The sequence below is a fragment of the Planctomycetota bacterium genome, assembly GCA_021414025.1.
Lineage (GTDB): Bacteria > Planctomycetota > Phycisphaerae > Phycisphaerales > SM1A02 > SYAC01.
Genome location: JAIOPG010000006.1, coordinates 152623 through 179248, shown reverse-complemented (window position 1 = coordinate 179248; position 26626 = coordinate 152623). Strand labels below are relative to the sequence as shown.

At 65.4% G+C, this 26626-nt stretch carries 21 protein-coding genes; 13 read left to right on the top strand and 8 right to left on the bottom strand.

The features are described 5' to 3' along the window. The first annotated feature begins 25 nt into the window (after positions 1 to 25). Positions 26 to 976: a succinate--CoA ligase subunit alpha gene (gene sucD, locus K8R92_08385; protein ID MCE9619913.1), complete on the top strand. Its 951-nt coding sequence runs from the start codon at positions 26 to 28 to the stop codon at positions 974 to 976. A gap of 48 nt (positions 977 to 1024) precedes the next feature. After that, on the top strand, positions 1025 to 2071 hold the full coding sequence (locus K8R92_08380) for a hypothetical protein (protein ID MCE9619912.1): 1047 nt from the start codon (positions 1025 to 1027) through the stop codon (positions 2069 to 2071). On the opposite strand, the gene K8R92_08375 is transcribed toward K8R92_08380, so the two are convergent. Beyond that, the gene (locus tag K8R92_08375) at positions 1971 to 4076 is read right to left on the bottom strand and encodes a hypothetical protein (protein MCE9619911.1); all 2106 of its coding nucleotides are present in this window, start codon (positions 4074 to 4076) and stop codon (positions 1971 to 1973) included. The two genes, K8R92_08380 and K8R92_08375, sit on opposite strands and share 101 nt — an antisense overlap. A 28-nt stretch (positions 4077 to 4104) precedes the next feature. Here K8R92_08375 and K8R92_08370 point away from each other — a divergent pair, with 28 nt between their 5' ends. After that, complete coding sequence (locus tag K8R92_08370) at positions 4105 to 4827, top strand: methyltransferase domain-containing protein (protein MCE9619910.1); 723 nt, start codon at positions 4105 to 4107, stop codon at positions 4825 to 4827. A 31-nt stretch (positions 4828 to 4858) separates the two neighbouring features. Here K8R92_08370 and K8R92_08365 read toward each other — a convergent pair whose 3' ends face one another. Next, the gene (locus tag K8R92_08365; protein MCE9619909.1) at positions 4859 to 5608 is read right to left on the bottom strand and encodes an aquaporin family protein; all 750 of its coding nucleotides are present in this window, start codon (positions 5606 to 5608) and stop codon (positions 4859 to 4861) included. 61 nt (positions 5609 to 5669) lie between these two features. On the opposite strand from K8R92_08365, the gene K8R92_08360 reads away from it, so the two are divergent. Further along, positions 5670 to 6494: a YdcF family protein gene (locus K8R92_08360; protein MCE9619908.1), complete on the top strand. Its 825-nt coding sequence runs from the start codon at positions 5670 to 5672 to the stop codon at positions 6492 to 6494. Beyond that, the gene (locus tag K8R92_08355) at positions 6491 to 8350 is read left to right on the top strand and encodes a hypothetical protein (protein MCE9619907.1); all 1860 of its coding nucleotides are present in this window, start codon (positions 6491 to 6493) and stop codon (positions 8348 to 8350) included. The genes K8R92_08360 and K8R92_08355 overlap by 4 nt, the downstream gene beginning before the upstream one ends. Here the strand turns inward: K8R92_08355 and K8R92_08350 are convergent. After that, the gene (locus K8R92_08350; protein ID MCE9619906.1) at positions 8347 to 10221 is read right to left on the bottom strand and encodes a polysaccharide biosynthesis protein; all 1875 of its coding nucleotides are present in this window, start codon (positions 10219 to 10221) and stop codon (positions 8347 to 8349) included. The genes K8R92_08355 and K8R92_08350 overlap by 4 nt on opposite strands. A 157-nt stretch (positions 10222 to 10378) precedes the next feature. Here K8R92_08350 and asnB point away from each other — a divergent pair, with 157 nt between their 5' ends. Together asnB and K8R92_08340 are read left to right on the top strand one after the other, a co-directional pair. Further along, positions 10379 to 12373: an asparagine synthase (glutamine-hydrolyzing) gene (gene asnB, locus K8R92_08345; GenBank protein MCE9619905.1), complete on the top strand. Its 1995-nt coding sequence runs from the start codon at positions 10379 to 10381 to the stop codon at positions 12371 to 12373. Beyond that, complete coding sequence (locus K8R92_08340; GenBank protein MCE9619904.1) at positions 12370 to 13494, top strand: glycosyltransferase family 4 protein; 1125 nt, start codon at positions 12370 to 12372, stop codon at positions 13492 to 13494. The genes asnB and K8R92_08340 overlap by 4 nt, the downstream gene beginning before the upstream one ends. 11 nt (positions 13495 to 13505) lie before the next feature. On the opposite strand, the gene K8R92_08335 is transcribed toward K8R92_08340, so the two are convergent. Continuing rightward, positions 13506 to 13697, bottom strand: coding sequence for a hypothetical protein (locus K8R92_08335; GenBank protein MCE9619903.1), 192 nt, complete (start codon positions 13695 to 13697; stop codon positions 13506 to 13508). Between the two features lie 68 nt (positions 13698 to 13765). Here K8R92_08335 and K8R92_08330 point away from each other — a divergent pair, with 68 nt between their 5' ends. Continuing rightward, positions 13766 to 14773 carry an NAD-dependent epimerase gene (locus K8R92_08330; protein ID MCE9619902.1) on the top strand — a complete coding sequence of 336 codons (1008 nt, stop codon included), beginning with the start codon at positions 13766 to 13768 and terminating at the stop codon, positions 14771 to 14773. A 78-nt stretch (positions 14774 to 14851) separates the two neighbouring features. Here the strand turns inward: K8R92_08330 and K8R92_08325 are convergent, their stop codons facing one another. Next, a complete protein-coding gene (locus K8R92_08325) occupies positions 14852 to 16063 on the bottom strand; it encodes a glycoside hydrolase family 57 protein (protein ID MCE9619901.1) in 1212 nt (403 codons plus the stop codon). A gap of 58 nt (positions 16064 to 16121) precedes the next feature. On the opposite strand from K8R92_08325, the gene pyrE reads away from it, so the two are divergent. Both pyrE and K8R92_08315 read left to right on the top strand, forming a co-directional pair. Continuing rightward, complete coding sequence (gene pyrE, locus K8R92_08320) at positions 16122 to 16667, top strand: orotate phosphoribosyltransferase (protein MCE9619900.1); 546 nt, start codon at positions 16122 to 16124, stop codon at positions 16665 to 16667. After that, positions 16664 to 17584, top strand: coding sequence for a hypothetical protein (locus K8R92_08315; GenBank protein ID MCE9619899.1), 921 nt, complete (start codon positions 16664 to 16666; stop codon positions 17582 to 17584). Before pyrE ends, K8R92_08315 begins: the two co-directional genes overlap by 4 nt. Here K8R92_08315 and K8R92_08310 read toward each other — a convergent pair whose 3' ends face one another. Beyond that, complete coding sequence (locus tag K8R92_08310; GenBank protein MCE9619898.1) at positions 17585 to 20023, bottom strand: hypothetical protein; 2439 nt, start codon at positions 20021 to 20023, stop codon at positions 17585 to 17587. Between the two features lie 87 nt (positions 20024 to 20110). On the opposite strand from K8R92_08310, the gene K8R92_08305 reads away from it, so the two are divergent. After that, a complete protein-coding gene (locus K8R92_08305) occupies positions 20111 to 21091 on the top strand; it encodes a hypothetical protein (protein MCE9619897.1) in 981 nt (326 codons plus the stop codon). A 24-nt stretch (positions 21092 to 21115) separates the two neighbouring features. Beyond that, positions 21116 to 22879: a peptide ABC transporter substrate-binding protein gene (locus K8R92_08300; protein MCE9619896.1), complete on the top strand. Its 1764-nt coding sequence runs from the start codon at positions 21116 to 21118 to the stop codon at positions 22877 to 22879. Positions 22880 to 22933: 54 nt separating this feature from the next. Here K8R92_08300 and K8R92_08295 read toward each other — a convergent pair whose 3' ends face one another. Beyond that, positions 22934 to 23887, bottom strand: coding sequence for an ABC transporter permease (locus K8R92_08295; GenBank protein MCE9619895.1), 954 nt, complete (start codon positions 23885 to 23887; stop codon positions 22934 to 22936). Positions 23888 to 24136: 249 nt separating this feature from the next. Between K8R92_08295 and K8R92_08290 the strand changes: the two genes are divergently transcribed. Beyond that, entirely contained in the window at positions 24137 to 24832 is a 696-nt protein-coding gene (locus K8R92_08290; protein ID MCE9619894.1) for a hypothetical protein, read from the top strand. On the opposite strand, the gene K8R92_08285 is transcribed toward K8R92_08290, so the two are convergent. Then, positions 24795 to 26621, bottom strand: a complete 1827-nt coding sequence (locus tag K8R92_08285) for an ABC transporter permease (protein ID MCE9619893.1) — start codon at positions 26619 to 26621, stop codon at positions 24795 to 24797. The genes K8R92_08290 and K8R92_08285 overlap by 38 nt on opposite strands. Between the last annotated feature and the right edge of the window lie 5 nt (positions 26622 to 26626).

The following is a 26626-nucleotide window of genomic DNA, read 5'->3' as shown; positions in this document are numbered from 1 at the left end:
GAAGCACGCTATCTTTGCCCTTCCAATGAGCATTTTGATCGACGCCTCCACTCGGGTGATTTGCCAGGGCATCACCGGCTCTGCCGGCGCGACCCACACCAAGGGCTGCCTTGAATACGGCACCAAGATGGTCGGCGGCACCACGCCCGGCAAGGGCGGCACCAAGGACGCCAACGGCATTCCGATCTTCAACACCGTCGAGCACGCGGTGCGCGAGACCGGCGCCAACGCCACGATGATTTTTGTGCCGCCGCCCTACGCCGCCGACGCGGTGCTGGAGGCCGCCGATGCCGGCATCGCGCTGATCTGCTGCATCACCGAGGGCATTCCGGTTCAGGACATGGTGCGCACCCGCGCCACCCTGGACGAGACCTATCCGCACATCACGCTGATCGGGCCGAATTGTCCGGGCGTGATCACTCCGGGCCGCAAGCTTCCCGACAGCGGCGGCTACGAAGGCGGCTGCAAGATCGGCATCATGCCCGGCTACATCCATCTGCATCGCACGGACTCCAAGCAGCGCAAGGCCGTCGGCATCATCAGCCGCTCGGGCACGCTCACCTACGAGGCGGTCTGGCAATGCTCGCAACTGGGCATCGGCCAGAGCACGTGCGTCGGCATCGGCGGCGATCCCGTGAAGGGCCTGAACTTCATCGAGGCGCTTTCGATGTTCAACGCTGACCAGGAAACCGAAGGCGTGATCCTGATCGGCGAGATCGGCGGCCAGGATGAGACCGAGGCGGGCGAGTGGATCCGACTGCACATGAAGAAGCCGGTCGCGGCCTTCATCGCCGGTCGCACGGCGCCCAAGGGCAAGCGCATGGGCCATGCCGGGGCCATTATCGGCGGAGCCAACGACACGGCGCAGGCCAAGATGGACGCGCTGAACAAGTGCGGCATTCATGTCGCCGAGAGTCCGGCGGACATAGGATCCACCATGGCGAAGGCCCTTGGACTTTCGACCGTATTGAGTTGATCCCGTTTGATGGAACTTGCCGCAACGCGCAGCCGCGAGGAACCTGGAATGAAATTTCTACGAGCCACACTTCTTGTCGCGATTTCTCTTGCGCTGTGCCTCGGGCAAACCGCGGCCACTGACGGCGCTGCCAAGCCGCAGACGACGGTCGCCGGCGGCGAAAGCAAGCCACTCGCGCGCATCGCGGTGATCGGCGCCAGCATGAGCAGCGGCTTCGGCGTGCGCGTGGCGACCACGCTCGATGACGGCAAGAAGGTCTCCGAGGGCGTCGACCTGGCCGCACTGGTGAAGATCGCTTGCAAGGATCCCTCCGTGCTGCTGGCGAACTACGCCACCAGCCTTTACTTCATGAATCCCGCCGCCACCGCCCGCAGCAGCGCCGCACGCGCGCTTAGCGCCAATCCCACCTGCGTGCTGGCCGTGGACTGGATCTTCTGGAACGGCTACGGCGTCTCCAACGTCAAGGGCGAGCGGCTGACCAAGGACGAGGAGCGCATGGCCCTTCTTGAGAACGCGCTGCAATGCCTGCAGCCCTTGTGCGCCTCGAACATTCCGATTGTGCTGGGCGACTTTCCCGACATGCACAGCGCCATCGGCGGCGGCATGATCTCGGCGCCGATGGTCCCTTCGGTCGAGTGCCTGGCCGCACTGAACAAGCGCGTTGCCGAGTGGGCCCAGGACAAGCCCAACGTCTGCCTGCTGCCGCTTTCGCAACTGACCACCGACCTCGCGGCCAAGAAGCCGATCAAGGCGGCGGGCCGCGAGTGGACGATTGAGAAGCTGGGTCCGATGCTGCAGAAGGATCGGCTGCATCCAACTTTCGCGGGCACGGTGACCGTGCTGGCCGTGGCCCTGGACGCGTTGGACCGACTGACCGCCAACGCGGCGCTGGCCAATTTCGAGATCGACCCGGCTGTGCTGCGCGAGCGCTTCGTCAAGAAGCTCCAGATGGAAGCGGCGCCCTCCGCCGTGACCGCGACCGTTCCCACGCCGACTAAGACTGATTCGAAAGATCCACCAGCAGGCGCTTCTGCGCCGGATCCTTCTCCTTCAGGATCGTCTTCTGCAGCGCCGAGCGGGCGCGATCCGCGCTAGTCGCCCGCGCATAGGGCTGCATCAGCCGCCGCCAATCGTTGATCGCCCAGGGTGAGCGCACCGACTTCTCAAAGAGCATCAGCGTGTCCACATCCTTGACGCGATTGAGCTGGTCGCCCCAGAGTTGCCAGAGCATGTCGCGAGCCCTCGCGGTGGGCTCAGGCACCATGCGGTAGGCCGCGAGGAATTGATCGGCCTGCCGCTGCCGAAAGAGCGGCTCTAGGGCCAGTGCCGCCAGTCGCGGCGCGAAGGACTTGCCGCTGCAGGAGAGCCAGTATTGCGCCGCAATCTTGTCCTCGCCGCGATGAATGAGCTCGCGCAGCGCCGCGAGACTCGGCGCACCATCCTTGTCGTCCTTGCTGTCGGCCAGCAGCTTCCTGCAATTGGCGGTGACATCTTCCTGGCCGGGCACCGGAGGTGTCGGCGCCTTGCGCGCCACAGGCGGCAGCAACTTCGGCGGAGTGATCAGCATCAGCGGATCGCCGATGGTCGCCACGCGCCACGGCAATCCGAAGGGACCCTCCCACTGCCGGCTCGCCACGATGAAGGGCACAAAGTTCATGCAGCGCTGCATCACCTCCGCGGGCGTGTTGAAGGCGAAGAGATACGGCTCATGCACGCTGCCCACATAGCAGTAGGCGCCGGAGTCCAGCCAGCGCCCGCCGATGGTCTCGCGATTGGCCGGCGCCCAGAGCGACCAGGAGTGAATCAAGTGCAGCGCCAGCGGCGCGGAGAGGATCGGCACGTCGCCGGGTGAGCCGCGCTCCGGCATCGGCGTCTTGCCGGGATTGCCCAGGTCGAAGAAGTCCAGGTAGCCGCTGGTGTTGAAGAAGAGCACGCTGAAGTCAAAGCCCTGCGCCAGCAGCAGCCGCCAATCCGCCATGTGGCCCTGCGGACCGGAATGGATCTTGACCTTGAAGCCGGCGTCGGGCAGACCCTGGGCCAGCTCGGTGAAGTCGTAGCTTGAATAGTCGCCCGCCTGATAGCTGTCGAAGGCGCCGACTGACTGGCGCTCCAGGAAGAGGCTGCACATCGCGGCGTACGCGCAGTATTTGGAGGTGCCGAAGATCGCGCCGCAGAAGGCGTAGCGCGTGAAGTCGGGGTTGCGGCAGAGCGCATCGGTGGTGGCGACCGGATCGGAGGGGTTGACCGCGGGAACGCCGCGCGCCGCGGGACGGTAGAGCGCGGGCACATCGATCACGGTGCTCTGCGCGAAAGTCCGGCACAGCGTCAGCGTCTCCAGCGCGTCGCCAAGCTTCTTGTAGGGCAGCCCGGTCGCGATGAAGGCCTGATCCACCGCCATCGAGAGATTGAGGAACTGGTCGGCGGAGAGCGTGTCGTTGACGGCGCCGAAATTGCCTTCCAGAAACGCAGGGATGAGACCGCGGCCCGCGGCCAGCGCCACGCCCGCGACCCACGCCGGATCCTTGGGATCAATGATCACGATGCCGGGCGGCGTGTAGGTCTGCGCGATGATGGCTTTCGCAGGCGGTGTGTTGGGTGCGGTCGCGTCCCAGGCGCTGGAGACCGCATTCTGGATCGCTGCCTTGAGCGCGGCAGGGTCGTCGACGTTGGGGGCTTTTTCAGTGCGCCGCACCACCTGGGCAGGCTTGAAGGCGCGGATGAACTGCGGCGCGAAGATGTCGTCCTCGATGAGCACGGGCCAGCGGCCTTCAAGGCGCCAATGCGCGATCTCGTCGAGGAAGGAAGCTTCGTCCTTCACCAGCACCACGCGGTCGATGGTGGGCACCTTGGTCTGCACTCCCGCCACGCGAAGACCCAGCGCAATCGGCCATGGCTTGGGTTGATCTTCGGCGTTCGCGGGCGGCGTAGAGGCGGGAGCTGCGGGCTTCGTCTGGGCGGGCGCCGGCGCTGCAGGCTGCGCGGGCGGAGTCGTCGCCGGGGCCGTCTGCGCCGCGGCCATCGCCACCGCACAACTCAGCGTCGCGCCCATCGCGGCGAGCGTGCGAATCCAACCAAGCGGCCGCATGCACGATGATTTCATATCGGCGATGATAGACCGGAGATCGACCTTGACCCAGCGTCCCACCGAGCTTGAAGGCATGGATCATCCCGGCGCGTCGCAGGCGGACATGGACGCCAGCTTCAGGTTCATCCGGCGCGTGAACCGCTTTGCGGGCGGCGTCGGGGCGTTCAAGCGCGCGGTCCGCGCCGCGCTGCGAGCCCGCGGTCCTTCGACCGAGCCTCTTGAGATTCTCGACGTCGGCACGGGCTGCGCGGATCTGCCGATCGCCATCGTCGCCTGGGCACGGAGACATTCGATTTCGCTGCGGGTGACGGCGATCGATCCGCACGGCGGGTCGATCGCGGCTGCACGCGAATGCCTCGATCGATGTGGGATGGATGCATGCTTCATTGACCTGGTGCCGTGCGGCCTGGATGATGTGGCCCGACACTGGCGGAAGCAGAAATGGGATCTGGTGCATGCGGCGATGATGCTGCACCACTTGTCGGATGAGCAGGTACCGGCGGCCCTTGCAACGATGGGCCGGGCGAGCCGTGGATTGGTGGCGTGGAACGACCTGTGGCGCTCGCCGATGAGCGCGGCGATCGTGCATGCACTCACTGAATTCTCCACCGAGTTCGTGAGACACGACGCGCGGTTGAGCGTGGCGAAGGGTTTTTCACGAAGCGAGGCGTTGAGTCACGCCAGCCGCGCCGGGTTGCACACGACACAACTTTCGCTGAATCCATTCACTGCGCGGTTTCTTTTGTTGGCGGCACCCACCCTGTGACATTCTGTGGCGTCGACTTTTGCCGCCCTGACTAGGACGCCATCACGACGATGGACTTGAAGATCCACGCCGCTGCGAGTCCGCCGACAATCGGTCCGATGACGGGGATCAGTGCATAGCCCCAGTCGCTCGGTCCCTTTCCGGGAATCGGCAGCAGCGCGTGGGCGAGCCGCGGCGAAAAGTCCCGCGCCGGATTGATCGCGGCCCCGGTCGGTCCGCCCAGACAGAGCCCGATGGCGAAGACCAGCAGCGCGACCGGCATCACGGCAACCGGCCCCAGCAGGATGTTGACCGTGCTGCCATCGTCCATGTTCATCTGGAACTCCTTCAGCATCAGGATGCCCAGCACTAGCACCGCGGTGGCGATCGCTTCGTTGAGCAGGTTCGACAGCGGCGCCCGAATGGCCGGCGCCGTGCAGAACGCTCCGAGTTTCACCGCGGAATCTTCGGTCTTGCTCCAGTGCGGCAGATAGGCCAGCCACATCACCAGGGCACCTGCGAAGGCGCCGAGCAACTGCGCCCCGATGTAGTGCATGACCAGTTCCCCCTCGAAAAGCCCGGCCATCCAAAGTCCGATCGTGACCGCGGGATTGAGGTGCGCCCCGCTGAGCGGCGCCACGCAGTACATGGCCACGAAATAGGCCAGTGCCCATCCCGTCGTCACCGCGAGCCAGCCCGAGCCGTTGCCCTTGGTCCGCGCCAGGACGTTGTTGGCGACCACGGCGTCTCCGATCAAAACCAGGAGCGCGGTGCCGACAAACTCGCCCATGAAGGGTGCCATGTCGTGAGCATACTGGCAGATTTCACCCGCCGGGAATGGGAGATACCCTGTTCACCGCCTCATGTTTCTGACCACACCACGATGGTGGCTTCCATTGTTCATGCCCTCGACGGTGTGCCTGGTGCTGATCGCCGCGGGACTGGTGCTGATCTGCAGAAACCGCGCGCGCAGCGACACGCGAGCCTGGCGCGCCGGATTTTCCATGAGCGCAATCGGCGCGATGCTGCTTTATCTCTCGTGCACGCCGCTGATCGCGACATGGCTGGCGGCGAGCCTGGAGCGCATGACGCCCGGGATGCCCGTGGCCGCCGCGCCCAAGTGCGACGCGATCGTGGTGCTGGGCAGCTCCTTTCATTGGCACCGAGAAAAGCCGGGCGATCCATTGATTCTCACCGCGATGACCGAGCGATTGCGCGTCGCGGTGGAGGCCTACAAAATGGGCAAGGCGCCGTGGCTGGTCCTTGGCGGCGGCGGCAAGGACGATGAACCGAAAGTGTGCGAAGGCGCCTTCCAAAAGCAGGAAGCCATGGCCCTGGGCGTGCCGGAATCCGCGATCATGGTCGGTCTGCCGGTGCTCAACACCGAGGGTGAGGCTCTGCAGCATGCCGCGACCTTGCGGGCGCTCAACGCGAAGAAAATTCTGCTGGCCACCAGCGTCTGGCACCTGCCGCGGGCGTCGATGCAGTTCCGCGCGCTGGGCTTCGAGGTGGTGGGCCTGCCCTGCCACTACCTCACCGCGGGCGTCGACGAACAATTCTCTCTGGCCATGCTGCTGCCGCGGGCGCAGGCGCTGGACCAGACCGAGACCTGCGTCAAGGAATATCTGGGACTGCTTTCGGCGCGGCTCTTTCCGCCGCGCGAGACCGCGACCGGGACGACACCATGAGCGGCATCTGCGGCCTGATCGATTTCGGGGCCGGCCTGGAGGGCGACGCGCTGCGCTCGCTGATGTCGCAGATGCAGCAGGCGATGATCCACCGCGGTTTCGAGCGCGATACCTACTGGATCGACCCACAGGCACGCATTGCACTGAGCGACTGCCATCTGCTCTCGTCGCGCAAGCCGGCGTCGAGCGACAGCGACCAATCCATTCACATCGTCTATGACGGCGACGAACTGGAGAGTTCGGGGACCAATGCGATCCTGCCTGGCGATCTTCCCGATTCGCTGCGGGAACTCGTGAAGACATTTTCCAATCCGACCAAGAGTCCGATCGCGGCCCTGCGCGGCATCGAGAGCCCCTTCGCGCTGGCCCTGTGGAACGACCGCCTGAAGAAGCTGCTGCTGGCCCGCGACGCCTTCGACGCGCGGCCGCTTTATTTCGCCAGCGGCCGCGGCTGGTTCGCCTTCGCCAGCGAACTCCGCGCCTTGCGGAGCATGCCGGAACTGGGCGCCGCGCTCGATGCCAAGTCGATCGGCGACTACCTCTCCTCGGGCGGCGTGCGCGGCACGCACACCATCCATCGCGAGGCGAGCAAGGTCGGCGCCGGCTGCTTTGTGGAGCTCGACTGCGCCCCGCTCTTCGCCAGCGCCAGCGTGATCTCCATCCGGGCCAGCGATCCCGGTTCGATCGGCAGCGCCACCCTGCTGGCCCCCACCTGCAGCGAGCTGAACTCTTCGGCCTTCCGCAACGACAACCCGAATGGCGATCCGCGCCTCCAGGATCTGGCCCTCGCCGAGCAGGTGGAACTGCTGCGGCGGGCGCTGCTTGAGTCGCTGCATGGCTCGGACTTGAGCTCCGGCGGCGCGCATGTCATGCCGACCGGAACTCTGGCTGACTTCCTGATCGCGGCCATGTGCCGCGCGGAGCTGGCGCTTCCCACGCACACCTACGGATTGTCCAGCGCGGCTGACGCGGAGTCGGCGGCGCTGGCCCATGATGTCGCCCGCCAGATCGGCGCGACCCACCGCACCTGCGAGCCGCTGGAGGATCTCTCCGAGATGCTCAGCCGCATCGCCGCGTCGCTCGACGAGCCCCTGGCAGCCTCGGAAGTGGTGTCGCTGAACACGATCGCGCCCTTCATCCGCATGAGTTCGCCGCGCGCCGTCAGCGGCGCGGGCGCGACCGACCTGTTCGCGGGCGAGGAGTGGGATGGCACGCACACCCAGGGGCAGGCTTCCTGGTTCGCGTCGCTGCGAGCGCTGCTTCGCAGTCGCGATGAGGCGGAGCCCGTCACGGAGTCCGTCGCGCCCCCGTCCTACTGGACTCCCGCGGATCTCCTGGCCGCCGGTGTCGGCGCTTCACGTGGAGCCATTTCGAACGAACCGCGCCCGCGCTCCGAAACTTCCAACGTGGCGCAGGGCCGCAGATCGCTCCGCACCACCGCCATCCCCCTGCTCAACCAGGTCTGCATGCACCACTCGCTCGCGGTGACCACGCCATTTCTGTGCAACCGCGTCGCGCGGCTTGGCGTTCACGGCGTGATGCCGCAGCCGCATGGCGGCAATGGCGGCGCGCTGGTGCATCTGCTGCGGCGCTACCTGCCCGAATCGATGATCCAGCGCATCGCCGCGCGCAACCGCTCGTCGATTCCGCCGCGCCTCGAGGAAGCGCTCATGGATCTGAGCGAGGCCGCTCTCTTTGAACCCGAGTCGCGCGTTCTCACGCTCACCAATCGGATCGGACTGCGCGGCCTGCTCGCCGCCCCTGCGGCCACTCCGCGTCAGACGGTCGATCGCCGCTGGTCGCTGCTGCTGCTTGAATATTGGCTCCGGCGCCAGCCGGAACTGGCCCCGGCCTAGCGATTCTTGACCGGGTTGGTCTGGTAGCCACCCACCAGCTCGCCCAGCAGGATGCGTACCACGCCATCGTCGCGCTGATCAACCGCGGTCTGCAGACGGTCCAGTCGCGCCTCGAGCGAGCTCCAGGACTCGAAGGGCTCACGCGCCAGCCCGATCGAGGGATGCTCGGTATGGCTGGTGTCGTCGCTGATGAGCAACTCCTCGTAGAGCTTCTCGCCGGGGCGCGTGCCGGTGATCTGGATCTCGATCTCGCCGCTGGGATTGGACTCATCGCGCAGCGTGCGTCCCGCGAGGCGGATCATGTTCTTGGCCAGGTCGAGGATCTTCACCGGCTCGCCCATGTCCAGCACGAAGACCTCGCCGCCGTTGGCCATGGCGCCGGCCTGAATGACCAGCTGCGCCGCCTCGGGAATCGTCATGAAGTAGCGCACCATCTCGGGATGCGTCACGGTGACCGGTCCGCCGCGCTCCAGTTGCTCCTGAAAAAGTGGAATGACGCTGCCGGAGGAGCCCAGCACGTTGCCGAAGCGCACCATCGCGAACTTGGTGCGGCCCTTGGACTGTTCCTGCATCGACTGCAGAAGGATCTCCGCCAGGCGCTTGCTGGCGCCCATGACGCTTGTTGGGCGCACCGCCTTGTCGGTGGAGACGAAGACGAAGGCCTTCACGCCCGCGTGCAGCGCGGCCCGCGCCGCGGTGAGCGTGCCGAAGACATTGGTCTCCACGCCGGCGGTCTCGTGGCGCTCGACCATGGGCACGTGCTTGTAGGCGGCGGCGTGGTAGATGGTCTCGATGCGCTGCGCCGCCAGCAGGCGGTCCAGCAGCACGCGATCGTTCACCGAGCCGAGCGAAGTTTCAAGAATCGTCTCCGAGCGCCGGTTGGCGATCAACGCGCGGATCTGCTTTTCAATCACATACAAGTTGTGCTCCGAGTGGTCGAGCAGGACCAGGCGCGTCGGACTGGCCTCCAGGATTTTCCGGCACAGCTCGGAACCGATCGAGCCGCCGGCGCCGGTCACCAGCACGCTCTTGCCGGTGATGTGGCGGTGCATGAGCTCCTCGTTGGCCGCCACGGGCGTGCGGCCGAGCAGATCGTCCACCTTGACGGGGCGAAGCTGCCCCACCTTGGCCGATCCATCGTCAAGCTCCGCCAGGGTCGGCACGGTGAGCACGCGAATGCCCAGCGCGGTCGCGGTCTCGACCAGCCTGCGGCGGCGCGTGCGACTCGCGGAGGGCAGCGCCAGCAGCAGCGCCTTGATGTTGTGCTTCTCGAAGACTTCCGCGAGATCGTCGCCGCCGTAGACGGGCACATTGCGGATCTTGCGGCCGTGCAGTTTCGGATCGTCGTCCATGAAGGCGACCACCAACTGCTCGCGCCCGTGCACGATCGCCGCGTGCAATCCGACGCCGGCGGCGCCCGCTCCGAAGATCGCCACCGGATAGGCCGGCGCGTAGCCGCTCTTGCCCAGCAGCAGCCAGCGCGCGGCGAGCCGCATGGCGCCGATGGCGAGCGTGGTGATGCTGAAGTAGATGAAGGGCACGGTGCGCGGCAGCGTGGCGAAGCGATCCTCGATGAAGGAGATCAGCAGCAGCGCGATGGTGAGCAGCGCCACCCCCTTGACCACGCGCACCGCGAAGATCGGCCCGATGTAGCGGGTGATCTCCTGGTAGAGGCCGGTCACGTGGTAGCAGACGGGGCCCAGGAAGGCGGCCCAGAACATCAGGTGATTGCAGGAGTTCCACGCCTCGGCAATGTCGCCGTACTTCAGCCAGTAGGCCCCCAGCAGCAGACCGCCCGAAAGCAGGGCGTCGGTCACGCCCGCGACCAGAAGTTTGTTTATTCCCGGCAATCGAACGAGGTAGTTGCGCACGCGGGCATGATACTTGAAGCGGGATCGCGAGCAACGGGCTTCGCGGCATCGAAACCGCGATTGCACGGGCGATAGCATCCGATCATCGAGTGCACGATCGCATGCCCACATTAAAAACAATTCAAACCAACATCGACCCGATGGCCAATGAGCGATCATGTGCGGCATAGCGGGCCTGGTTGATTTCGCGGGGGCCCTGAACAATCCGGAGGGCGTGCTCCGCGAGATGGCGGCAACGCTGCGCCACCGCGGTCCCGACGCGTCGGGTGTGTGGTTCGATGCGAAGTCGCGTGCGGGGCTGGCGCACACGAGATTGAAGATCATCGACTGCACTGACGCCGCGGCGCAGCCGATGCGCAGCATCAGCGGCCGTTTCACGCTGGTCTACAACGGCGAGATCTACAACTTTCACGAGTTGCGCGATGAGCTGCAGATGCTGGGGGCGTCGTTCCGATCTCAATCGGACACCGAGGTGCTGCTGGCCGCCGTCGAGCAATGGGGTGTGCAGGCGGCGGCGCGGCGGACGGTGGGCATGTTCGCCTTCGCCATCCATGATGCGGTGGAGCGCAAGCTGCATCTGGTGCGCGACCGGATCGGCATCAAGCCACTCCACTATGGTTGGATTGGTGCCGGCGAACGGCGCACCTTCGTCTTCGCCAGCGAGCTGAAGGCGATCGCAGGCATGCCCGGCTTCGAACGCGCCGTCGACCGCGAGGCACTGGCCGCCTACTTCCAGTTCCTCTATGTGCCAGCGCCGCGGACCATCTGGAAAGGAATCTCCAAGCTCGAGCCCGCCCGCGTTCTCACACTCAACCTGGATTCGGGCGAAACGCAGACCGCGATCTACTGGAACGCGCGGGCGATTGCGGAGCGCGGCATCGCCGAGCCCTTCGAGGGCGGCGACGAGCAGGCCGAGGAGGCGCTCTTTCGTCGAATCCAGGAAGCGGTCGACGGACACATGGTCGCGGACGTCCCGATCGGCTCGTTTCTTTCCGGCGGCATCGACTCGACGCTGGTGACGGCCATGATGCAGTCGCTCTCGAGCCGGCCGATCCAGACCTTCACGGTTGGTTTCAACGAAGGAAAGTTTGACGAGCGAGTCTTCGCCGACAACATCGCCCGACACCTGCGCACCGACCACACCAGCGTGCAAGTTTCGCCACACGAGATGCGCGAGGCGATTCCGCAGCTTGCGGACATGTACGACGAGCCCTTCGCGGACTCCAGTCAGTTGCCGACCTATGTCATCAGCCGCATGGCGCGGCGGTCGGTCAAGGTGGCGCTCTCCGGCGACGGCGGCGACGAACTCTTTGCCGGCTATAACCGCCACCGCGTGATCGACGAGATGTGGGGAACACTGCAAAGGATTCCCGGGCCGCTGCGAGTCGCCGCGGCGCGAACCATCCAGATGTTCTCCACACGGGCGCTCGACGCGATCGGCAAAGTCGCCACTCCCCTGCTTCCCGAGTCGCTGCGCTCCAGCCAGTTCGGCGACCATCTGCACAAGTTTGCGTCGCTGGCGGAGGCGAAGGAGTGGGGCGACGCCTATGTCGCGCTGGTGAGCGCGTGGAACGAGCCGAGCAAACTGGTCATCGGCGCTCGTGGTGGCGCCAACGGTGGCACCCATATTGGCGAAGGTATTGGCGCGGGCCATTCGCCGGCGCCAGAAGCCGACATGCCCGACGCGCTGCGCGGCATGCAGTGGCTCGACCAGACCACCTATCTCGTCGACGACATCCTGACCAAGGTCGACCGGGCGAGCATGGCCGCGAGTCTGGAAACGCGCGTTCCGCTGCTGGACCATCGACTGGTCGAGTTCGCATGGACGCTGCCCGCGGACATGAAGGTGCGCAACGGCCAGGGCAAGTGGCTGCTGCGGAAGGTGCTCAACCGATTTGTTCCGGCGCCGCTGCATGACCGGCCCAAGATGGGGTTTGCGATTCCGCTGGAAGAGTGGCTGCGCGGGCCGCTGCGAAAGTGGGCCGATGCGCTGCTTGAACCCGGGCGAATCGAGCGGCACGGTTTCCTGAACAAGGACACCGTGGCGCACGAATGGTCGCAGTTGTGCGCTGGCAAGGGCGGACACCAACATCGAATGTGGGCGGTGCTGATGTGGATGAAGTGGGCACAGCGCTGGAAGCCGACCTCATGACGAAGACTCTCGCAATCCTGGGCAAGAACGCCAACCATGTGCTGGCCTTTCGCGGCAGCTTGATCAGGGCGGCGCAGTGCAAGGGTTGCCGCGTGATCGCGCTCACGGCGCCGGGCACCGCGCGTGCGAAGCAGCGACTCAAGGAAGCGGGCGTGGAGCACTTCGACACGCCGCTGCAAGGCGGAAAGATTTCTCCGTGGTCTGATATGCGATTTCAAAACGCTGTCGAAGCAGTCTTGCGGGAGCAACAAGTGGACGCACTCCTCGCGTACAACCCCAAGTGCATCGCTTATGGACCGATCGCGGCGCGGCGGGCGGGCGTGAAGCATGTCGCGGCGATTGTCACCGGACTCGGCTACGCATTCATGGGGGGCTCGCCGATCCGGCGACTCGTGCAGTTCTTCTCGACCCGGCTCTATCGGCGCTCACTCGCGGCATGCAATGCGGTTTTCTTCCAGAATCAGCAGGACCGCGATGAGCTTGCGTCGATGGGCGTGCTCGAGCATGTTGCGAATGATCGCATTCTCATGATTCCAGGTTCGGGTGTCGATCTGACGCACTTCGCGGCTCAACCCGTGCCCTCGCAGACTCACTTCTTAATGGTCAGCCGTCCGCTCAAGGACAAGGGCGTCGCGGAGTTCGCCCATGCGTGCAAGATAGTCCGCACGAAGGATCCGTCGATACGCTGCACGCTGCTCTGCGCGCGGGATGACAATCCGACGAGCTTCAGCCGCGATCAAATCGTGAAGTGGGCAAGCGAGGGTTGCTTCGAAGCCCTCGACGAGGTGGAGGACATCCGCCCGCACCTCGCCGCATGCAGCGTGTTCGTGCTGCCCTCCTACCGCGAGGGCACAAGCAAGGTCGTGCTTGAGGCCATGGCAACCGGTCGCGCAATCATTTCAACGGACGCAATTGGCTGCCGCGATCCGATCCAGGTCGGAGTCAACGGACTACTGGTTCCAGTTCAATCAGCCGAGCGGCTGGCGGAGGCCATGCTTCAACTCGCCCACGATCACGCTCGAACCGCTGCGATGGGCGCGGCGAGCCGCAAGGTCGCAGAAGTGCGCTACGACGCAGCAATCGTCAACACCGCGATTCTGAACGCAATCGGACTCGCCTGAATCGCGCATCCCTAGCCGACCTTTCCATCCTTGTCGAGGTCTTCGCCGAAATGCTTCTCCAGGATTTTCAGGAGATCATGGATGGTTTGTTTGGCGTGATTCAAGTCCTCTTCAAGCTGCGCCACTCGACTCTCAATCGTTGTGGCCCTTGAATGCTGCGCCGAAATCTGACTCTGCTGGATGAGGTCCCAAAATAGTCCCATGGTCTTTCCTTTGTGTTAGGACAATCGTTGCTCACCTACGATACCGACACGCCCCATAGAATCCTCCCATGCTCGTTCTGGTCACCGGCGCCGCTGGATTCATCGGCTCGTTCACGGCGCATCAGCTGCTTGACCGCGGCGACCAGGTGGTCGCCTTCGACAACATGAACGACTACTACGACCCCGCACTCAAGCGGGCCCGCCTCGCCCGCCTGGAGTCGCGCAAGGGCTTCTCGTTCTCGCATCTGGAATTGTGCGACACCATCGGCGTCAAGAAACTCTTCGCTTCCTACAAGTTCGACCGCGTCATTCACCTCGCCGCCCAGGCCGGTGTGCGTCACTCCATGGAGCACCCTCTGGTCTACGCGCAGAGCAACCTGGTCGGCATGACCAACATCCTCGAGGGCTGCCGTCACAGCGAAGTGCCGCACATGGTCTACGCCAGCACCAGCTCCGTCTACGGATTCAACACCACGCAGCCTTTTTCGCCGCACCACACCGCCGACCATCCGATGACTTTCTACGCGGCGACCAAGCGGGCCAACGAGCTCATGGCCCACTCCTACAGCCACATCTTCCGCCTTCCCACCACCGGCCTTCGCTTCTTCTCCGTCTATGGTCCGTGGGGCCGCCCCGACATGGCCCTCTTCATGTTCACCAAGTCCATCCTGGCCGGCCAGCCGATTCGCGTTTTCAACCACGGCAAGCACACACGCGACTTCACCTATGTGGATGACATCGCCCGCGGAGTCATTGCCGCCGCCGATCGCATCGCCACGCCGAACCCCAAGTTCGACCCCGCCAATTCCGACCCCGCCAGCAGCAGCGCGCCGTGGCGCCTCTACAACATCGGCTGCTCCAAACCCGTGCAGCTTCTGCGCTACATCGAGGTGCTGGAGCACTGCCTAGGCCGCAAGGCGATCATGGAAATGCTGCCGCTTCAGCTTGGCGATGTGCCCGACGCCTGCGCCGACACCACCGACCTGGCTCGCGACATGAACTACCAGCCCTCGACGCCGATCGAGACCGGCGTGGCCAAGTTCGTGGAGTGGTACCGCGACTATTACAAAGTTTAGTTTTGCACACGTGCATGCATGCACCAACATGCAAGTGGGCGCGCAAGCACACGGCAGCACGAAGAGCCGCCCCGCCCCTCACGCCCCCGCGCGAGTGCGCAGGTTGTCCAGCACATTCATGAAGTTGATGTAGGCGTCGTACGGACTGTCGTAGGGCGAGAAATACTTGTGCACATCGCCGTCGGACCAGTACTTGGTGCACATGTAATACAGATGGTCGCTGGTGGTCAGCTTGCGCCAATCCTCCAGAATGTATTGGTCGCCCTTCTGATGCTTCTCGCGCACCGCGGGCTCGATGCGGTAGAGCTCCTCGACCGCATTGTCCTGCAGCGGATTGCCAAGCCACGCCGACAGATCGCGCTCCATGTCCGCCCATGAGATCGGCTTGGGCACGTCGTACTCCCCCACCGGCCGGTACTTCTCGATGGCCTGCGACGGCGTGAGGAATTCGTTCTGCCCCGGATTGACATCGAAGATCTTTTCCGGCAGCGCGTCGAGGAAGTCGAAGATGCCCGTCTCCGCCCACTGATGCTCGCCGAAGGTCTCGTAGTCCATGAAGAGATTGCAGAGGTGGCCGTCGCCGTTGATCTGGTTCACCCAGCCCGCGAACTTCTCCGCTGAAAGCGGCCAATCCTTCCAGTCGCGGTTGCTGAAACGGAACGCGATGTCGTCGCTCAGCCGGTAGTTCTTCAGCAGCAGCGGCATCGGCGGCCGCCCCTTGGGCATGCCATGCGTCGGCACCGTGTAGAGATAGTTGGGATTGCGGAAGCCCAGCAGCCGGTCGACTCCCTCGCAGACCACCGCCTTGTGCCGACCCATCCACGCGATGTGTCCGCCGACCTCGTTGGAATAGATCAGCTCGGTGTTGCGAAAGACCTTGGGCTTCTGCCCGAAGAGCCGCTCGATCATGGCCTCCTGGATGGCGACCTGCTCCTCGAACTCCTTGCGGCTGAAGAGGAAGCTGAGCGAATGATGGCTGGTCTCGGCCAGGAACTCGCAGGCGCCGGTGTCGGCAAGCCGCTTGAAAAGGTCGATGAGGTCCGGCGCCCATTGCTCGAACTGCTGCAGCGCCACGCCGCTGATGGAATAACTCACCCGGAAACGGTTGTCATGCCGCTTCACCAGGTCGAGGATCTTCTCGGTGGTCGGTCGGTAGCACTTGTTGGCCACCTTCTGCAGAATCGTGCCGTTGGCCTCGGCGTCGAAATAGAACGGGTCGGTGTCAAAAACCGAGTAGCGTCGCAGCCGAAAGGGCTGATGCACCTGAAAATAAAGGACGACGCTGGCCACGGGGCTGAGAGTGTAGTGGTCTTTTCACCGCATGGCTTCAAGGCTCTATTCTGTGTCGATGGACCGCACCACGCTCGCCGCTGAAATCGCCAAGGTCGCCATGCTGCGCGGAACTTTCACGCTCCGCAGTGGCAAGATCAGCCACTACTACCTGGACAAGTACCTTTTCAGCACGCGGCCGGAAATTCTGCGCGAGCTCGGGGCGATGTTCGCCTCCCGCGTTCCCATGGGCACCACGCGTCTGGCCGGCGCCGAGCTCGGCGGCATTCCGCTGGTCTCGGCGGCCAGCATTTCCAGCGGCCTGCCCTGCGTCTTCGTGCGCAACCAGAAGAAGGACTACGGCACCGCCAAGCAGCTCGAGGGCAAGCTGGAGCGCGGCGACCACGTGATGATCGTCGAAGATGTCGCCACCACCGGCGGCCAGGCGCTGGAGGCCGCCAAGGTGCTGCGCGAGGGCGGCGCCGAAATCTCTTCCATCGTGTGCGTGATCGACCGCATGGAGGGCGCCCGCGAGCACGTCGAGGCCGCGGGAATCAAGTTCGACTCGCTCTTCACGGTGCGCGACCTGGGCATCGTTCCCGACGCCACCGCCGCGGCGCAATGATCGACCTGCTCGAGCAATCAAGTCAGCGCCGCAAGGCCAAGCGCATCGGTCTGGTGATCGGATTGCTCCTGGTCGCCGCCGCCATCTGGACCATCGTGCGAAGCGGCTCGCTGGGCAGCCAGGTCTGGCAGCACCTCTCCAGCGCCTCGCCGCTGTTGCTGGCGGCCCTGCTCGCAGCGATCGCCCTCATTCTGCTCTGCACGTCGCTCTCGATGCAGATCCTGGTCAACCGCACGCTGCCCGCGATCCGCGTGGAGTTCCGCGAGATGATGGCGCTGGTTTCGGCCAGCACCCTGGGCAACTTCGTGCCGCTGCAGCCGGGACTGGTCGGCCGGATCGCCTACCACCATCAGGTGCATGGCGTGCCGGTGCCCATCGGCGTATTGGTGGCCGTTCAATCCACCGTGCTCACCGGCATCGCCGCGCTGTGGATCGGCGTCGGGCTCGCTCTGACGCATGCTCTGCACCTCTCCTGGAGCGCCGCCGTGCTCTCGCCGCTTCTGCTTCTTCCATTTCTGCGCGGCGGCACCGCGCGGCACTTCGCCACTGCCTTCTACATCCGCGTCATCGAGACCTGCGTCTGGGCACTGCGCATCTCCATCTGCTTCAGGGTGGTCGGCCAGCCGATCGAGTTCGACGCAGCCCTGGCCCTGGCCTGCGCCGCCAATGCCGCCAACATCGTGCCCTTCATCGGCAACGGCATCGGCATCCGCGAGTGGTGCGTGGGATTCCTGGCCCCGCTGGTCGCCGGCGTGCCGCTGGCCGACGCGCTGGCCGCCGAATTGCTGGGCCGCGCCGCCGAAATCATTTTCTTCATCCCCGCCGGACTGGCCTCATGGCCGCTCCTGCAGAAGCGCCTTCGCGTCCGCCGCTCCACGCGCAGCGTCGCCGACGCCGAAGTCATCGCCGACGGCTGATCAACGCGGCGTGGGCACGGGCTGGTCGCCGCTCTTCTTTGTGCCGCCCAGCACGCCGGCCTCCTCAAGCGACTGGTTGATCTTGGAGGCCTCGCGCACGCGGCTGTCGATCAGGCTTCGCACGCTGCTGGCGGCGGCGATCAGTTGCTCGTTGCCGCTGCGGGCCACCGTGGCCAGGATCGCATCGTTCTCCGAGTCGACCCAGCGCAGCACGGCGCTCATCTGCACGCGGAAATCCTGCGACTCCTTGGCGGCCTTGGCGATCGGCTCGGTCATGTCCAGCGGTTCGCGCGGCAGCACCATCAGCGTCCACGCCTGCGCCGCCGCCGGCAGTTTCTTCCACGCGGCGACGACCTCCTGCCACCCTTCCTTCACCTCGGCCTCCGCGCCCTTTTCCGCGCTGCGGCTGGCCAGATCCCACGCGAAGAGCACCAGCGTCACCAGATCCTCGACCTTGTCGCAATTGTGGATGCTGCCCAGGGCCTCCTCGCGCCAGGTGGCGTTGCGGATGACCGGCGTGATGCGGATCGAGCTCTTGGGAGTCGAGCGGCCCAGGAATCCCGGCAGCACGTTCTCCAAGGTCAGACGGAAATTGGTGAAGAGCTCCGCCTGCAGATTGGCCCCGTCCAGCGGATGGTTGACCAGATCCATCGTGGCCGGCGTCCGCGCCACGTCCACCACCCAGGACATGCTCTCACCGGAGGCAAGCGCGAGCTTGCGGTCGATCGGGAAGACCAGCGGCGGCAGCGACAGCGGCTGCTTGCCGATGGCGATGGTCTCCAGAATGATCGCGGCACGCGAATCGATCGGCCCATCCGGCGTGATCGAGAGCGTCATCGGGCTCTGGTTGGTGATGTCGATCTTGTAGGGCAGCGGATCGAAGGGCTTCGCGGTGGTGGCCAGGAACGCGGCGCTCACCTTCATGAAGGGAGTTTCGTCCTTGGCGAATTTGATGAAATCCTTGGGGAAACGCGCCACGGCCGCCTGCACCTCGGCGGCCTTGGCGGAAGGACCCGGCCGCGTCTTCACCAGCGCGAAGAGCTGGTCGGAGGCGTAGAGGCCGATGGCGTTGGAGCGCTCGTCGCGGCTGAGGGTGAGGAACTCCTTGGCGGCTTCCTTGGTCTTGCCGGACTTGGCCAGGGCCAGTGCATAGCCCAGCTTGGCGGCGGGGTTGCTCACGCTCAGCGGTTCCAGAATGGCGATCGCCTCGTCGGTCATGCCGGTGCGAAGCTTGATCCATCCGTCGAAGCGAGCCTTCGCCTCCGGCGCGAGTTTGTTGAGCGACTCCGCCTGGGCGATCCAACCCGGCACCGGATCGGCGTCGGGGCCGACCGCAAGAGTCAGCCAGCTCTTGTCCAGCAGCAGGCGCGACTTCTTGACGGCATCCTCGCCCGCCGCCTTCATGTCGTCGTCGACGGTCTGGATGGCCTCGGCGAAGGCCTTGTCGAACTCGGGCAGCGAGCCGCTCTTGCAGATGGCCGCGTTGATCGCGTTCATCGTCTCGGGCATGGCGACGGTGAAATTCTGCGCGTTGCGGCCGTCGTTCTTGCGGCGGAACACGCCGATCAACTCCGACTTGCGCTTGTTGAACAGGTCCGAGGCCTGCTTGTGGTTGCCCATGCCCCAGCGCGCCAGCATTTGCTGCGAGATCAGCTGGTCCAGCTCGATGTTGCGCAGATTCACGTCGGCGACGCGGCAGGCGACGCTGAAGAGGAAGTCCGCCTCCGTGTAGAGGCCCTCGTCCAGGCAGATCGCGCCGAGTTCGCTGAGGTGGGTGATCTCCGTGGGGTTGGCCAGGATCGCGTCGACCAGCGCGTTGGCGATGGTGCCCAGCGGCGCGCCGGACTCGATCTGGTAGGCCGCCAGCTGCGCGGCCGCCGGCGGATAGGAAGGATCCATCTTCGCCGAAGCCCGCAACTGCTCCAGCGCGGCCTCGGTGTCGCCGCGTCGGCGCAGCAGCAGCGAGAAGTCGTAGGCCAGGCGGCTGGCGACCTGCGGCGCAATCTTGGCGGCCGCCTCGGGCTTGAGCAGGTGCTCATAGGCCAGGATGCGGTCGTCGGCGGTGGCGTTTCGGTCCACCGCCTCGGTCAGCCGGTAGAGCCGCAGGACCATGTCGCTCGGGTCCAGCTTGGCCAGGTGATTGATCGCCTCGGTTTCGGCGGTTTTCGCGTTGGGAACGCCGCCGCTGGTGGCCGCCGCGATCGCCAGGACCACTCGCCAGCCCGCGGGATCATCCGGCAGCAGCGCCGCGGTGGCCCGCGCCACCTCCAGCGCCCCGACGAAGTTCTCGGGGGTGGGCTCGGCGGGCTCGGAAATCATCTGGATCGCGGCGCGGCTCCAGGACACGCCGAGCCGCTGCGTGGCCTCCAGCTCGATGCCCTTCTCCGGGCCTCCCGCAAGCACACTGGACAGAAGCAAGACCGCGAATGACAGCATCATTTCCAGAGTGTAACCTTCAACGCTGCACTGTTGACCGATCGAAGTCCCAATCCCGCCCGTGAGTGTTTCCCGTTCCTTGGCACTGAAATGAGACGTTTCCAACACCTCGCCATTCTTTGCACGCTGCTGGCGCCCGCCGCACTTTCGGCGGCGCAGGCCCCTCCCGCGCCGCCCAAGACGGCGCCCACCGCCAAGACGGATGTGAAGCCGCCGAGCAAGGAGCTGGTGACCAGCACCAAGCCGCTCGACGCCGAGGGGCTGAAGCAGATCGCCGACTTCGTCAACAACCGGATGGGCCAGGTGCTGGAGGGCGACCCCGTGCAGGTCCGCCAGGCGACCAGCGATGTGATGGCGGTGCTGCGTCAGCCGATCGCCACGCCAATCTTCCGCCGCGCCTTCGCCGACGCCCTCAAACCCTTCGTCGCCAAGGCGGTCGCCGGCAATGATCCCTTCCGCACCATCAACGTGCTGCAGATTGTCCGCTGGACGCGCACGCCGGACGCCCTGGACATCCTCATCCAGCAGGTGACGCCCGCAAGCCAGAAGGATCCGACCATCCGCATCGGGGCCAGCCGCCTGCTGCCGGGATGCGTCGCCACCGCCAACCTCACTGCGCCGCAGATCGACAGCGCCTCGCGGCGCATCCGCGAGGCCGCCGAAAGCGAAAGCGACTGGATCGTCACCGTCCACGAGCTGCAGTCGCTTTCAGCGATGGTGGTGGTCGCGCAGGAGGGGAAGATGCCCCCCCAGCTTGAGCTGGCCCGCGGCGATTTCCTCAAGGTGCTTCACGGCTCCGCGGTGAAGGTCTCCAAGCCCGACGGCGCCGACCAGGTCTTCGCCCTGCAGCGTGGGCTGCTGATCCTGCGGGACATGCTGCTGAAATCCTCCAAGGACCAAATCGACAAGAAGACCCAGGAAGACATCCGCGAGATCACCAAGCTCGCCGCCGACCTGTCCAAGCTGCCGGCCGAGGGCACGCGCGCCAGCGAGCCCTACATCCAGTCCGCCACCGGCGCCGCGATCGTGGCCGGCGTCATCGACAAGCTCCTGGGCCCCGCGGGCGGCTAGCGTCCCCCGCGGCGACGGACCTCCGTGAGACTCCTCGCTCCATTCCTCTTTCTCGCCGCACTGCTGATGCTCAGCGTCTGGCTTGACCGGCCCTATCCGCGCGCCGACCTGGTCTACGCCAACACCGCGGAATCCTTCACGCTTGATCCGCAGCGGCTGAGCTACCAGCACGATGTGCGCACCGCGCGGAGCCTCTTCGAGGGATTGGTCGACGTCGATGGAGTGAGTGGATCGCCCGTGCCTGCGGTGGCCACGAGCTGGGAGCGCACTCCCGATGGCCGCACGTGGACTTTCCATTTGCGGCCCGAGGCGCGATGGAGCAACGGCGAGCCGGTCACCAGCCGTGACTTCATCTACTCGTGGCGCCGCGCGATCCTTCCCGACCTGGCCGCGGACTACACCGGCTTCTTCCTCGCCATCGACGGCGCGCGAGAGTTCTTCGAGTGGCGCACCAAGGCGCTGGCGGAATTCACCAAGGGTCCCGGCGGCGCGGAGGCGGCTCAGCAACTCTGGAAGGAAACCGAGGAGCGCTTCGCCCGCGATGTCGGACTCAGCGCGCCCGACGACAAGACGCTGGTGGTGAAGCTGGCCCGCCCCGTGGCGTATTGGCTGGACCTCTGCGCTTTTCCGGCGATGTTTCCCATCTATCCGCCGCTGGTCGAGAAATTCGCGCGGATCAATCCACGCACCGGGGCCTTCGAGCAGGATCCGGGCTGGACCAAGGGCGGCGTGCTGGTGGGCAACGGTCCCTACGAGCTGGTCGAGTGGCGGCCCAAGCGCATGATGCGCTTCGAGAAAAACCCCCACTACTGGAACGCCGCCAATGTGCCCAGCCAGACCGTCGAGAGCATTCCCATCGAGGATGCCAACACCGCCGTGCTCGCCTTCGAGAATGGCGACATCGACTGGCTCACCGACACGCTGGTGGAGTACCGCGGCGACATGTTCGACCAGGTCAAGCGCGGCCAGCGCGGCAACCTGCATGTGCTGGACGCCTTCGGCACGGATTTCTTCTCCTTCAACTGCAGGCCGATGCTGGCGGATGGGCGGGTGAATCCCTTCGCCGATCCTGCTGTGCGCCGCGCCTTCGTGATGGCCGTCGACAAGGCGACCATCGTGAGCAAGATCACGCGGCTCGATGAGGATGTCGCCACCACGCTGATCCCGCCCGGCTCGATTCCCGGGTACCAGACGCCGGCGGGGCTTCCCTTCGATCCGGCGCGGGCGCGCGAGGAGCTGGCCTCCGCCGGATGGAAGGACCGCAACGGCGACGGCCTGGTCGAGAACGAGAAGGGCGAGCCCTTCCCGACGGTGGAGATCCTCTTCTCCGCGGGCAGCCCCCGATACCGCGACATGGCCGGGGCTCTGAGCGCCATGTGGCGCGCCCAGCTCGGAATTCAATCCGCCACGCGAAGCCGCGATCCGCGCGGCTACAAGGACGCGCTCAAGCAGGGCGATTTCATGATCGCCCGCGGAGGCTGGTATGGCGACTACGGCGATCCCACCACCTGGCTGGAGTTTTGCCGCACCGGTGACGGCAACAACGATCGCAAGTACGAATGCAAGGAGTTCGACGCGCTGCTGGACAAGGCCGCGATGGAGCTCGATCCGGCGAAGCGATTCGAGATCCTGCGCGAGGCGGAGCGCATGGTTGTGGAGCGCGACGCGCCGATGATTCCGATCTGCCACTACGTCACGGTCTACATGTTCGACCCGCAGAAGCTGACTGGCCTGAGCCGGCATCCGCGGCTCGAGCAATATGTCGGGCACCTGCAGATGAAACGGTGATTGAGCCTCGGCTCGTTGCCTCGCAACTAATTTTTCGGCAACACGTCCGCGGCATCACGCCTGCTGGATGCGCGGATCGATCCAGGCGTAGAGCATGTCCACGGCCAGGTTGAGCACGGCCACCAGCAGCCCGTAGGTCAGCGTGATCCCCATGATCAGCGTGATGTCCTTGCCCAGCACCGCATCCACGAAGTGACGGCCAAGCCCAGGCACGGCAAAAACTTTTTCCACCACGAAGGAACCGGTCAGCGCCACCGCCGTCGCCGGTCCGAGCCAGCTCAGCACCGGAAGAAAGGCGTTCTTCAGGGCGTGCCGCACCGCCACTTGCCGGCGCGACAGGCCCTTGGCCCGCGCGGTCCGCGCGTACTCGGTGGTCATCTGCTCGATCATGCCCACACGCGTCAACCGCGCCACCGCCGCCGAGAATGGCAGCGAGAGCGCGATCGCCGGCAGCACGATGTTGGAGAGGTGCCCCCAGCCGCCGACGGGAAACCACCCCAGCTTCGCCCCGAAGATGAGCAGCAGGAACGCCCCGATGACGAAACTGGGCACGCTCACGCCGACCATGGCGAAGATCTGTCCTCCGGCGTCCACCCAGCCGCGCGGACGCAGGCCGCTGAGCACGCCGGTGATGAGGCCGATCGCCAGCGCCAGCAGCATCGCGGCACACCCCAGCGTCACGCTCACGGGCAGCGCGTCGCGCAGAATTTCGTTCACCGTCCAGTCGGGCTGGCGCAGGCTCGGGCCAAGGTCGAAGGGGCGAGGGGCGTTTCCAAGCGCCCAACTCACACCGGTGGCCTTGCCCAGGTATTCAAAATAGAAACCGACCGGGTCGTCCAGGTGGTACTGCTTCTTCATCGCCTCGACCACTTCAGGCGGAGGCCGGCGTCCCTCGGGGTTTTCCAGCGGATTGCCCGGCACCAGCCAGGCCAGCGCAAAGGTGATGGTGTACATCGCCAGCAGCAGCGGCGGGATCAGCACCAGCCTTCGCAGGAAGAGGGAGAGCATCGGCGCCTCGATGCTAGTCGAGTGATCGATAGTGGATTCCCGCGTCGCGAAAAAGGTGGCACCACCAAGCGAGTTTAGCGCAGGCCAAGTCTGCGATGGCGTGCTTCGTAAAAGAGGTGCCCCAAAAGGGGCGAGTTTAGCGCAGGGGCGAGTCTGCGAGCCCCGGAGCGTTGTCTGAGCCCCTGGGGCACCTCTTTGAAGAAGCACGCACGTTCATCAGAGTTCGGGCGAACACTACACTGCGCGTGCATGGCCCGCGAACTACTCATCAGATGCGTCTTCATGGCCGGCTGCTGCATCGCGCTCATGGGTTGCAACACCATGAGCGGGCCCGCGGTCATCACTCTGGACTCCACCGAATATGACAAGGCCTTCGAGGCGTGCATCGATGCCGCCCGCGGCGCAGGCATGCCTCCGCAGGCGGCTGACCGCTCGACCGGCATCATTGAGACCGAACCGCGCAACATCGGAAGCTGGGTCGAGCCCTGGCGGATGGACTCCTCGGGCCCGGGACAGACCTCGGAAAATACGGTCCAGTACCAGCGCCGCCGCGTCCGCTTCGTCTTCGTGCCGGAGGGCTGGCAACCGGAATCAGTCGAAAACGTCGCGACCATGACCGGGCCGGCCGCGCCGGGATCCAAAGAGGATCTGAGCCGCTTCAACCTGGAGACGTACAAGGGCCCGATCGAACTCCGCGCACGAGTTTATGTGGAGCGCAATTTCACCGACGGCATGCGCATCAACACCTGGAGCGCGACACTGACCTCGCAGACCTACACGCCATCGCCCGGCGCGTACGATGGATCGACGCGACTCCAGACCACCTGGACGCCGATCGGCCGCGACGAGGCCTCGGAGCGCACGCTGATGGCGGAGATCCAGGCGAAGCTGGCCGAGCCCGTGCCGACTACTTCAACCCAGACAGCCGCCGCACCGTCATCATGAACGACCGCTTCATCGCGGCATGCATGCCGATGGTGATGCCCACATAGAGCACGACGCTCATGGTCGCCCCCAGCAGGAACGAGGTGATCAGACCGGATTGAGCCTCAAGGCTCGCGGGAATCGCATTGGCCGGAGTCACCGCGGCGAAGACCAGGTTCATTGGGCTCAGGCAGTTCATGGCCGAACCCAGCAGGGCCACGTCCCCGCCGCTGGCGCTGCCGCAGAGTCCCAGCGTGGTCGCCACTCCCATCACCACGCCGATGGCGCCCACGGTGCTGCCGATCACTCCCTTGGATTTGATGCTCCAGCCCAGCCCGGTCATTACGACGAAGGCGAGAAAGACCGACAGCACGAAGGGAAAGACCATCGCCGCGATCGGCAGCACGATCGGCACGTCGAGCTTGCCGGTGCCCACCAGCTCCGAAGTGGTCACGCCGCCGGCGCCGAGTCCGTTGGTCAGCACATAGAAGGCGCCCAGCACCAGCGTGATCGAGGGCACCGCGATCATCGGCCAGAGCACCGTGATCAGGCCGCGCAGTTTCCCCGCGATGTAGGCCCCGGGCTGGATCGGCGTGGTCAGCAGGAGATCGAGCGATCCATCCTCGCGCTCGCGGCTCACCGCGGTGGCGCTCACTCCCGCGGCCAGCAGCACGGCGATCACCACTTCGCTGATGAGCACGGCCGCAAGAATGATGCGGAGAATGCGCGTGTCCACGGCGCCGCCGCGGTGCATGGCGAAGAGCACGACCGCCAGCAGCGAGCCGACAATCAGATAGCCCCAGCGCATGAAGCGCGCCGCCGGCGTGGAGAGCCTCAGGCTGACCTCCCACCAGGCGATCGGATTCTGCCAGACATGCCGCGGCACCCGCTCGTTCTTGGAGTTCACCCGCCGCAGCAGGCGCGACAGCCAGGTGCTGGCCACTTCGGTGCGGCTGCCGATCAGGCGCACCCGCAGGGCCGCGAAGAGCGTCAAGCCGAAGGAGACCAGCAACACCAGATAGGTCTGGGCCCGCAGCGGATCGCCGAACCAGAGTTGCCGCAGCGAACTCACTTCGTTGGGCGCGAAATCTTGCGGCCGGTAGCGGTTGGTCAGCAGCATGCTCTCCAGCGTCAGGAAGGGATTCAGCGGCGTCCACACCGTGGTCCACGAGGCGTCGGAATCAACCGCGGTCGGCACTCGCGCCACGCGGTCCAGCGCCGTGGTCGCCGCGAGGAAGAGCACCACCACCACGTAGAAGGTGAAAATGCTGCGCTTGTTGGCACTGCGCAACACGCTCAGCGCGATGGCGACCGAGCCCATCAGGATCGCCACCAGGAAGGAGACCTGCAGGCTGGCGAGGACACTGCTACCGCGCACGCCGCCGAAGATCTGCGTCATCAGGAAGAGCGGAAAGGTGGCCAGCAGCAGCGCGAAGACGAAGAAGAGCCGGCCGAACAGGTTGCCCAGAATAATTTGCAGACTCGAGAGTGGCGTGGTCAGCAGGATCTCCCAGGTCTTGGGATTGCTCTCCTGTGCGATCGCGCCGGCCATGAAGACCGGCGTGAGCAGGCAGATCGCGGCGACCTGCCCGAAGCTCATCAGGGTGAAGGCGCTGGCGCCGCGCTGGGCCAGGTCCTTCAGGCTGCCGCTGGGCCCAAGCAGGGCGAAAAAGACCAGGATCATCAGCCCCCCCAGATAGACCGAGCGGATCACCAAGTGGCGCGTCCGGCTGCTGCCCCCCTTGATGATGCGAAGGGCGACTGCGTTGTTGGGGCCAAGGGCAAGAAGCCTGTTCAGCGGATGCGGCACAGACG